Below are 558 nucleotides of genomic sequence, written 5' to 3' on the forward strand. Positions count from 1 at the left end.
ACACTCTGTGGACTGGTGTTCTCGCAGATGCACAGGATGCTGAACGGCGGCTTATTAAGAAGCACCGCACCTGCATCAGCAAAGGTGGATTTAACACCGTGGTGGGTGGGAGTTTGGGTAGTGCGTCTGGCAGTCAGATCGAGTATAAGGGTGTGCTGTATAAATCAGCCCGTGCCTTTTCTGACTACTTGGGCGTACCATCCTATTGGGTTGTGGATAGGCGGAAAGCTGGGGACACGCCAGAGCAGATCGCGGCTAAGGCTGTATCGAGAAGTACGCACAGAATTATCGTGAATGGAGTGTGCTACACAACTCGTAAAGAGCTATGTGATGCATACGGAATCAAGGTTGCAACATTCAGGGCGCGCGTGGCGCGTGGGTTTACGGTAGAGGAAGCTCTGTGTTCTGATGATGGGAGAACAACACGATGGAAATAACTAAGGAGGTCACGTGCTGACCCTACCGCAAATTGCTCAAAGGACGAGCCAACGCAGACGCGAGAGCGCAAAGTACGTGAAAGTCACGTACATGAAGAAGGGGTAGAGTCCTGCCCGTGTC

The 558-nt window shown here is 52.3% G+C and carries 1 protein-coding gene; it reads left to right on the plus strand.

Features of this window, described 5'->3' with window-relative positions:
* Positions 1-437 (plus strand): hypothetical protein (locus AC1RPV_RS07585; protein WP_481764175.1); only part of this gene is annotated, 437 nt, incomplete at its 5' end.
* Positions 438-558: the final 121 nt, after the last annotated feature.

Source organism: Dellaglioa sp. CoH-55-MRSF-9 (assembly GCF_056782155.1).